8 protein-coding genes are annotated in these 9,558 nt (G+C 75.5%); 4 read left to right on the top strand and 4 right to left on the bottom strand.

Going from position 1 to position 9,558, the window contains the following annotated elements; translation table 11 throughout:
- The 3 genes from RKE29_RS24355 to RKE29_RS24365 all read left to right on the top strand — a co-directional run.
- On the top strand, positions 1–952 hold a 952-nt coding region (locus RKE29_RS24355; protein WP_312007757.1), incomplete at its 5' end, for a dihydrolipoamide acetyltransferase family protein.
- 163 nt (positions 953–1,115) lie between these two features.
- A complete protein-coding gene (locus tag RKE29_RS24360; protein ID WP_312007758.1) occupies positions 1,116–1,826 on the top strand; it encodes a GntR family transcriptional regulator in 711 nt (236 codons plus the stop codon).
- Positions 1,823–3,139: an MFS transporter gene (locus tag RKE29_RS24365; protein WP_312007759.1), complete on the top strand. Its 1,317-nt coding sequence runs from the start codon at positions 1,823–1,825 to the stop codon at positions 3,137–3,139. Before RKE29_RS24360 ends, RKE29_RS24365 begins: the two co-directional genes overlap by 4 nt.
- 239 nt (positions 3,140–3,378) lie before the next feature.
- Here the strand turns inward: RKE29_RS24365 and RKE29_RS24370 are convergent, their stop codons facing one another.
- On the bottom strand, positions 3,379–4,203 hold the full coding sequence (locus RKE29_RS24370) for a maleylpyruvate isomerase family mycothiol-dependent enzyme (RefSeq protein ID WP_312007760.1): 825 nt from the start codon (positions 4,201–4,203) through the stop codon (positions 3,379–3,381).
- Positions 4,204–4,352: 149 nt separating this feature from the next.
- Here RKE29_RS24370 and RKE29_RS24375 point away from each other — a divergent pair, with 149 nt between their 5' ends.
- On the top strand, positions 4,353–5,210 hold the full coding sequence (locus RKE29_RS24375) for a carbon-nitrogen family hydrolase (protein WP_312007761.1): 858 nt from the start codon (positions 4,353–4,355) through the stop codon (positions 5,208–5,210).
- Positions 5,211–5,248: 38 nt separating this feature from the next.
- Here RKE29_RS24375 and RKE29_RS24380 read toward each other — a convergent pair whose 3' ends face one another.
- From RKE29_RS24380 to RKE29_RS24390, 3 genes are all read right to left on the bottom strand, one after another.
- Positions 5,249–7,066 (bottom strand): S8 family serine peptidase, encoded by a 1,818-nt coding sequence (locus tag RKE29_RS24380; RefSeq protein WP_312007762.1) that lies wholly within the window; start codon positions 7,064–7,066, stop codon positions 5,249–5,251.
- A 128-nt stretch (positions 7,067–7,194) separates the two neighbouring features.
- The gene (locus tag RKE29_RS24385) at positions 7,195–9,018 is read right to left on the bottom strand and encodes a protein-arginine deiminase family protein (protein ID WP_312007763.1); all 1,824 of its coding nucleotides are present in this window, start codon (positions 9,016–9,018) and stop codon (positions 7,195–7,197) included.
- A gap of 233 nt (positions 9,019–9,251) precedes the next feature.
- Positions 9,252–9,558: hypothetical protein (locus tag RKE29_RS24390; RefSeq protein ID WP_312007766.1), on the bottom strand; the 307-nt coding region annotated here is incomplete at its 5' end.

Genomic DNA, 9,558 nt, shown 5'->3' on the forward strand with positions numbered 1-9,558 from the left:
CGCCGCGCCCGGCCGGCAGCCGGAGCGGGGCGGGCCGGGCGGCCCGCCGCCGGGCACCCGCCCGCTGGCCAAGCCGCCGGTGCGCAAGCTCGCCAAGGACCTGGGCATCGACCTGGCGCAGGTCACCGCGACCGGCCCGGACGGGATCATCACCCGCGAGGACGTGCAGGCCGCCGCCGCGCCCGCCCCGGCCCCCGCTCCAGAAGCCGCTCCGGCAGCAGCGTCGCGGGCCGCCGGACCCGACGCGGCCGCCCGCGAGCGCCGGGTGCCGGTCAAGGGCGTACGGAAGGCCACCGCGCAGGCGATGGTCGCCAGCGCCTTCACCGCGCCGCACGTGACGGAGTTCGTGACCGTCGACGTCACGCGCACGGTGAAGCTGGTCGAGGAGCTGAAGCAGGACCCGGACCTGGCCGGCGTGCGGGTGAACCTGCTGCTGCTCGTCGCCCGCGCCCTGCTGCTCGCCGTCCGCCGCAACCCGGAGATCAACGCGTCCTGGGACGAGGAGAACCAGGAGATCCTGCACAAGGACTACGTCAACCTGGGCATCGCCGCCGCCACCCCGCGCGGGCTGATCGTGCCCAACATCAAGGACGCGGGCGCGAAGTCCCTGCGCGAGCTGGCCGGCGCCCTCGCCGGGCTGGTCGCCACCGCGCGCGAGGGACGTACGCCGCCCGCCGACATGTCCGGGGGCACCATCACCATCACCAACGTCGGCGTCTTCGGCGTCGACACCGGCACGCCGATCCTCAACCCCGGGGAGTCCGCGATCCTCGCCCTGGGCGCGGTCCGGCTCCAGCCGTGGGTGCACAAGGGCAAGGTCAAGCCGCGCCACGTGACGACCCTGGCGCTGTCCTTCGACCACCGCCTGGTGGACGGGGAGCTGGGCTCGAAGGTGCTGGCGGACACCGCCGCCGTCCTGGAGCGGCCGCGGCGCCTGCTGACCTGGGGCTGACCCCCGCCGGGCCGGGCCGGACGCGTTCCGGCCGCGGAGGGGCGCGCACGGTGTGCGCAGTGCGTGCACGGCGCGTGCGCGGGGAGCGCGATGACGGAGGCCGTCCACCCGGTGGGCGGCCTCCGCCGTTTGTCCGATCATCGGTTGTATCTAAGATGTGCGCATGCTCCCCCCATCCCTGTCCCTGCCCGTCCCCCCTGCCCAGACCTCCCCCCACACCCCTCACGCCGCCCCCGGCCGCCGCCCGCCCGCCGCCGACCGCGTCTACGCGCACGTCAAGCGCGGCGTCCTCGACCGCAGCTACCAGGGCGGCACCCTGCTCACCGAGGGCGGTCTCGCCGACGCCGTCGGCGTCTCCCGCACGCCCGTACGCGAGGCCCTGCTGCGGCTGGAGGCCGAGGGCCTGCTCAAGCTCTACCCGAAGAAGGGCGCCCTGGTCCTGCCGGTGTCCGCGCAGGAGATCGCCGACGTGGTCGAGACCCGGCTGCTGATCGAGGAGCACGCCGTGCGCAAGGCCGTCCCCGCGCCCGACGCGCTGCTCGACCGCCTCGCGGAGCTGCTGGCCGAGCAGCGGCGGCAGGCCGCCGCCGGGGACCTCGCCGCCGTCGCCGCCACCGACCGGTGCTTCCACGCCGAGATCGTCCGCCACGCGGGCAACGACATCCTCGGCCGCCTCTACGACCAGCTGCGCGACCGCCAGCTGCGCATGGGCGTCGCCGTCATGCACGCCCACCCCGACCGGATCGCCAAGAACATCGCCGAGCACGCCGGAATCCTCGACGCCCTGCGCGGCGGCGACGCGGACGCCGCCGCCCGCCACGTCCACCAGCACGTCGGCTGGGTGCGGCACCTGGTCCGGGGAGACGCCATATGACCGTCACGCGCGCCTCCCGCGCCGACCGCAGGCTGCCCGGCGACCCGCCGGGCGGGCGGCGCGCCGCCGCCGTCTGGGGCCTGGGCGTCGCCGTCTACTTCACCGCCGTCGTCTACCGCACCAGCCTGGGCGTCGCCGGCCTCGACGCCGAGGACCGCTTCCACGTGGGCGCCTCCGCGCTGTCCGCCTTCTCCATCCTCCAACTGCTGGTCTACGCGGGTATGCAGATCCCCGTCGGCCTGCTGGTCGACCGGCTCGGCACCAAGAAGGTGCTGGCCATGGGCATCGTGCTGTTCACCGCCGGACAGCTCGGGTTCGCCGTCTCGCACTCCTACGGCGCGGCGCTGGCCTGCCGCGCGCTGCTGGGCTGCGGCGACGCCATGACGTTCATCAGCGTGCTGCGGCTCGGCGCCCGCTGGTTCCCGGCCCGGCGCGGCCCGCTGATCGCCCAGGTCGCCGCGCTGTTCGGGGTGGCGGGCAACCTGGTCTCCACGCTCCTCCTGGCCCGCCTGCTGCACACCTTCGGCTGGACGCCCACCTTCGCGGGCAGCGCGGTCGGCGGCGCGGCCGTGCTCGTCCTGGTCCTGCTGTTCCTCAGGGACCACCCGGAGGGGTACGAGCCGCCGCCCGCGCCCGCGCACGCCGACCCCGGGTTCGTACGGCGGCAGATCGCCGAGGCGTGGGCCGAGCCCGGCACCCGCCTGGGCATGTGGGTGCACTTCACCGCCCAGTTCCCCGCGACCGTCTTCCTGCTGCTGTGGGGCCTGCCCTTCCTGGTGGAGGCCGAGGGCCTGTCCCGGGGCGCGGCGGGCGAGCTGCTGACCCTCGTGGTGCTGTCCAACATGGCCGTCGGCCTGGTCTACGGGCAGGTCGTCGCCCGCCACTACGCCGCCCGCGCGCCCCTGGTCCTGGGCACGGTCGCGGCGACCGCGCTGCTGTGGGGCGCCGTCCTGGCCTGGCCCGGCCACGCGCCGCTGGGACTGCTGGTCGCGCTGTGCGCGGTGCTCGGCGCGTGCGGCCCCGCGTCGATGATCGGCTTCGACTTCGCCCGCCCGGCCAACCCGCCCGAACGGCTCGGCACCGCCTCCGGCATCGTCAACATGGGCGGCTTCACCGCGTCCATGGTCACCCTGCTGGCCATCGGCGTGCTGCTTGACGGGACAGGCGACGACTACCGCGTGGCCCTCACCTCGGTGTTCGCCTTCCAGGCCGTGGGCCTGGCGCAGGTGCTGCGGCTGCGCGGGCGCGCGGACCGCAGGGAGCGCGAGCGGGTGGTGGCCAGCCGGGTGGAGGCGGTGCACGTGCCCGCGTGACCCGGCCGTTCGCCGGGGCGGTACGGGGCCGGGCGCGGGGCCGGTACGGGCGCGGTACGGCCGTACGGGCCTGCCGCGCACGCGGGCGCCGCGTACCCGGCCGTACGGCGCGGGCCGGGCCACGGGGTGCCCGCCAGGACCCCTGACCCGGCCGCCGCGCACGCCGCGACCGTACCGCCGCCTACCGACACACGGCCGGCCACGCCGCCGCCGGGCGGGCAGCGCCCGCCCGGGGCAGGTCAGGACGTGACCGAGAAGTTCCGCAGGAGGGCGTCGGCGAGCTTGTGGTCGCCCTCGATCTTCAGCCGGTCGGCCACCGCCTCGGCCCGCACCCGCCCGCACGCCAGCCGCAGGTACGTCTCCCAGTCGGTGGTCAGCGTCACGGCCGGGCCCAGCGACACGCTGCCGTCGATCGTCGCCCGGCCCTCGCCGTCGACCCGTACCGTCCGCATGAACTCCACCGGCCCGGTCACGTCCACCACGACCGCCGACCCGGCCGGGGCGCCCGCGTCCTCGGCCACCACCTTCGGCAGCCGGGACAGCAGCACGTCCCGCGTGACCGACGCGCCGGGGGAGTCCAGGTTCCCGGGCTTGCCGAGCGCCCGCCGCAGGTCCTGCTCGTGCACCCAGACGTCGAACGCCCGCACCGTCAGCGCGGTCTCCAGCGTCCGCTCCGTGCCCAGCGGCCCGCGCACCACCGCGTCCGGCGCCCGCTTCTCGTTCCGCAGCTGCCGGGAGCGGCGGATGATGGTGTACTCCAGCTCGGCCGTCATCTCCGGCGCCGTGTGGCAGCGCCGCACGTCGACCTGCACCTCCAGGTAGCGCTGGAGGTCGGTGGTCACGTGGAACAGGTCGCGCGGCAGCGAGTGGATGGGCCGCGGGTCGCCCAGCATCTCGGTCTCCATGCCGATGACGTGCGAGACGACGTCCCGCACCAGCCATCCCGGAAGGTCCGTGGCCCGGCTCCACTCGCTCTCGGCGAGCGGAGTGACCAGCTCGGATATCGCTTCGATGGAATGAGTCCACGCGTCGATGGCGGTCTGGAGGCTTGGATGGACGGTCACGTGACCCCTCGGGCGGTCGGTACGCGGGCGGGCTGCTGAGTGCGGGTGTGCGTTTAAGTTACGCTGCGGGCGGGCACGTCGGGGAGTGCTTTCGGGATGGAATCGTAGGCCCTGCTGAAAAGGGATCAACGCCCAGGAGCGGGAGTATCGTGCACGCTTCCCTGGTTCAGATCCGGGTGGATCCGGACGAGCCGGTCGAATCACGTCGGGAGCGGGCGGCCGCGTTCGTCCGTCAGGCGGGCGCGGCGGGCGCGGATCTGGTCGTCCTGCCCGAGTTGTGGACGGTCGGCGCGTTCGCGTCGGAGTCCTACGCCGCCGGGGCCGAGCCGCTGACCGGCCCGACCGCCGCCGCGCTCTCGCTCGCCGCGCGCGAGGCCGGGGTGTGGCTGCACGGCGGCTCGATCGTGGAGCGCGCGCCTGACGCGGGGTCAGCGGGCGGCCCGGCCGCGCTGGACGGCGCGGCGGGCGACCTGCTGTTCAACACCTCGCTGCTGTTCGCGCCGACGGGCGAGCTGGTCCGCTCGTACCGCAAGATCCACCGCTTCGGCTTCGACCGGGGCGAGGCCGCCCTGATGGCCGCGGGGGACGAGGTGGTCACCGCCCGCCTGCCGGAGGCGGTCGTGGGCCTGGCCACCTGTTACGACCTGCGCTTCCCCGAGCTGTTCCGGCTGCTGGCCGACGCGGGCGCCGAGCTGCTGGTCCTCCCCGCGGGCTGGCCCGCCCGCCGCCGCGAGCACTGGCGGCTGCTGGCCCGCGCCCGCGCCGTGGAGAACCAGGCGTACGTGCTGGCGTGCGGCACCGCGGGCACCCACGCGGGCGTCGAGCAGGCCGGGCACAGCCTCGTCGTCGACCCGTGGGGCGAGGTGCTGGCCGAGGCGGGCGCGGACGAGGAGGTGCTGACCGTGGAGCTTGACCTGGCGCGGGTGGCCACGACGCGCGCGGAGTTCCCGGTGCTGCGGGACCGCCGCCTGGGCCTGCCGGTGCCGGACCCGGCGCGCCCGGCCTGAGGCCGCGCGAAACCGCGGAACCGGCGGCGGTTCGGCGCTCACCACCGCACGTGGAAGAGGTCCAGCAGCCCCCGCCCCCACTTCCGCGCGTCCTGGCCGGTGTGGGTGTACGCCAGGTCGTCCAGGAAGCGCCGGGCGTCGCAGAAGGGGTCCTTCGCCAGCCGTAGCGCGGCCGTGCCGGCGACGAACGGACCGGCCATGCTGGTGCCGTACCGCACGGTGTGGTGCGGCGGGACCACCAGGCCGCTCGCACGCAGGAATTCGGTGACCGGCCCGGGCAGGCCGTCGGACAGGCTGGAGACGAGCGCGGCCCCGGGGGCGACCAGGTCCGGCTTCATCCGCCCGTCCCGCCGGGGCCCCTGGCTGCTGAAGGCGGACAGGTCGTTCTTCACCAGGGTGAGGTTGTAGGGCGGCCGGGTCGCGTCCCGGGGCACGCCGCCGTCGTCGACCCACCGGATCTCGGTGGTGAAGGACCCGACGGCTATGGCCGACGTGGCGCAGGCGGGCGCGGCGACCGTCGTCTCCGGCGTGCTGCGGGTGACGAAGTAGCCGCCCGCCGTGCCGCCCGCCCCGTCCCACACGTCGACCCGCCGCGGCCGGTCGTCGGCCAGCCGCTCGCCGGTGATCTCGATCTTCCACAGGCCCGACGTGATCGGCCGCTCGTCGTGGCCGCGGTGCGCGGTGACGACGAAGCTGCGGTCGCCGTTGAACGGGTCCCGGCCCGGCGGGACGGCCACGGTGACGTCGTACTCCTTCTCCTCGCCCGGCGGCGGGGTCACCCGCACCCCCAGCGTCTCCGCCGCCGACCCCGCGTACCAGCCGTGCAGGCTGAACGAGGCGGCGGGGGTGACGGGGAGGTCGAACGGCGAGGCGGGGGACCGGAACGAGTACTCGATCGTCGCGCTGTCCGTCCGCGTCACGGCCTCCCGGGCGTGGACGGCCAGGCCCGCCTCGTTCCCCGCCGCGCAGCAGACGATGCGCCCGGGGCCGCTGACCTGGTCCACGACGCGCGAGAGGTCGTCGGTGCCGTCGTGCGCGTTGCCGTGGAAGCCCAGGCTCATGTTCACCACGAGGGGCATGCGCAGGGCCCGGGCGACGCGGACGACGTAGCGCAGGGCGTCGATCACGCGCGCGGTGGTCTTCGGGACGGTCGACTTGACCACGACGAGGTTCGCGTCGGGGGCCACGCCCGGGTAGGCGGGGCTGGAGCCGGCGGCGATGCCCGCGACGTGCGTGCCGTGGCCCAGCAGGCCCGGGTTGTCGTCCCTGGACTGGGCGAGGTCGCCGTGCTCGCGGGTGAACTCCCGGCCGTACGGTACGGAGCTGCCGGGGGCGTGGGGCTGCGTCTGGTCCCAGATGCGCAGGACGCGGGACCGGCCGGTGCCGTCGCGGAAGTCCTCCAGCCGCGAGATGCCGGAGTCGATCACGCCGATCAGCACTCCGGCGCCCCTGTTCCCGGTGGCCTGCTGGTACGCGTCCACGCCCACCGCCTCGCGCGCGACCCGCATCAGGGGGTGCACCCGCTCGGCGGGGGAGATCCGGACGACCTCGGGCCGCTCGGACAGCCAGGGCAGCTCGTCCCAGGGCACGTCGGCCGTGCACACGGTGTCGCCCTCGTCTCCCAGCGTGTGCACGGCGATGCCGCGGGCGCGCAGCCGCGCCACGTCGAGGCCGGGCGTGACGGACAGGGTGACCGACACGCGGACCGGCCGCTCGGGGTCGGCCGGGTCCACGTCCACCACCCCGGCCAGCTCCTCCCGCGCGCGGGCGGCCAGCGCCTGCCGGTCCTCCGGGCGTCCGGGGTCGTAGCGCCGGTGCAGCGCCTCCAGCGGTGTCGACAGGGTGTCGTAGTCCATGAGAGGTCCCGGTGTCGCGGGGTGGCCGCGGCGGGCGCGGTACGGACGCGCGGTGAGCACGGAACCGGAACGCGGGCCGCCGCCCACTTCCCACGCTAGGAAGCGGACGGCGCCCTCCCGAGATCTGATTACTCCATGTGGGTGACGCGAGAGACTGGTGCCGTGCTGCCGCCCGCCGGGGTGACGTCCCGCAGCGCGTTGGTGGCGCAGTGCACCTCGCCGCCGCTCATGTGGGCCCAGGAGAAGTCCTCCACCCAGTGCACGGTGACACCGGTGGCCCGCAGCCGCGCCTCGGTCTCCGCCCGCAGCACGTCCCGGCCGTCCAGCCGGGGCCCGTGCGGGATCGGGGCGGCGAAGTCGCGGGCGGTGAGGGACAGCCCGTTGACGACGGCGGGCGAGTAGGCGAGCAGGCCCTCGGGACGGGTGTCGTCGCCCGCCTTCGCGTACAGCACCGGCAGCCGCACCAGGTCGGACTCGCGCAGCCCGGTGGCGCGCAGCAGGACCCGTAGCTGGCCGTCGATGTGCCGGGCGGCGTCCGCGTTGGAGCCGCTTTCGCGGTCGTACGCCAGGTACTGGTCGACGGTGAGCCGGTCCTCGTCGGCGGCGCTGTCGAACAGCCGCCGCCCGCCGCCGCCCGCGTCCCGCACCCGCTCCAGCAGCCGCACGGCCAGCCGGGGGTCGGCGACGGCCAGCGTCCACCCGCGCGGGTTGTCGGCGCGTACGACGTGCACGGTCTCGTCCACGTGCCCGACCAGCAGCCAGGAGGTGTCGAGTACGACCGGGGACTGCGCGCCCTGGGCGGCGAGCAGGGCGGTGAACGAGCGGTCCGGGTGCCGCCGGGGCGTGGCGCCGTACAGGATCCGCCCCTGGGGGTGGCCGGGGAAGGGCGGCACGGATTCGACGTTCCCGGTGAAGTTCTGGAGTTCGTCCACGCCGGGGTCCCGGTCGGCGGTGTACTGCTGCACCACCCCCACGTCCGGCCCCCGCCAGTCGCGGAACAGCAGCCGCCCCGCGCGGCGCAGGCTCGCGGCGCGCCCGTCGCCGGAGGCCCAGTAGTTGGGCGAGCGCAGCAGGATGCGCAGGGTGTGCGCGCCGCCGCCCGGCAGCGGCCTGCTGACGTAACCCGGCTCCACGATGTCCTGCCGCCAGATGTCCCGCCACCAGTCCGCGCCGCCCGACTGGAACCGCAGCGCGCCGTCCGGCAGCCCCGCGTCCGCCACGGCCCCCCGCAGCGACCGCGCGAACGGCGCCCACCCGCCGGGCCGCCGCTCGGCCGCGGGCACCTCGGCGGGCACGCCCTCGCCGGGCCCGGGCGCGGCGGCGATGAGCCGCTGGGCGGCCTGGAGGTCGTTCTGGAGCAGTACGGGCGCGACGTGCAGGTGAACGGCGGCGTCGCGGGTGACGCCGCCGTCGGTCACGGCGAGCGACACGGTGATCCGCCCGTCCCACCGCGCCGGATCGCGCACGACGTCCCGCCCCTCGACGGCGAGCCTGGCGCCCCCGCGCAGCTCGGCGGCGGTAAGCCGCCCGCCGTCCCCCAGCGCCACCAGCCGACCGCCGCGCTCCACGAACACCCGCGCGTACGGCCGCTGCGCCGCGGGCAGCGACACCCGCCCCACGGCCGCGTCCCCCACGGCCATCGGCTCGACCCGCAGCGTCGTCAGGTCGTCGGCGTCGCGCGGCCCGTTGACGACGTCGTCGGCGGCGTCGTGGCACGCGGCCAGCCGCTCGTCCACGGCCAGGTCGAGCCGGTCGAGGTCACCGGGGCGCAGTCGGCAGCGCCGGGCGTCGTCGTCCAGGTTGGGCAGGACGACGTCGGAGGCGGCGGTCAGACGGGGCTTCTCGGGCGGCGCGTCGTCGGCGGCCCGCGCGGCGGGCGTGAGCGCGGCGGCGGCCAGCGCGGCGGCCCCCGCGAGCGCGCCCGCCGCCGCCGCTGTCTTTCGCGTGGTCATGAGGGCCCTTCGGCTGGGTGGGTCGGGGTTACGTCCCCAACTCTCCTGGCGGGGGCGCTGCCGGGCGTCGTGCGGCGGGGGGAAGCGGGGGTGGGCCGTTGGACGCACCCGGGGTCGGCGGGTGCTCCGCCTTGGGGAGGACAGGGGTACGTCCTGCCGGGGCCCGGTCAGCCGATCGGCCTGCGCCGGGCGCAGCGGAGCCTCCCTGCCCAGCCGCCCGTTGGGCGGTCGCGTCACACCTTCGGCCTGGCTGTCCGTTGCGCCAGAACGGCCTCGATGAAGTCCTCCGGCGGAAGATACGAGTGCGCGGTGACGTAGTGGTAGACGAGGTTGGGGGCGATCAGCCACCGGCCACGGCGGTCCACCACCCTTACTTCGGCACTGCCAAGCGATACCCTGCGATCCCCCACATGGATATCCACCGGGTATTCATCCTCGCCTTCCGGGTGGTCAAGCTCGCAGCTGTGCCATCCCCGCATCCGCATCTGCCCTTCATCCCGGCAGAGCACGGCGAGTGAGGTTTTCTCAACGAGAATGATC

It is taken from the genome of Streptomyces sp. B1866 (assembly GCF_031932565.1).
Taxonomy (GTDB): domain Bacteria; phylum Actinomycetota; class Actinomycetes; order Streptomycetales; family Streptomycetaceae; genus Streptomyces.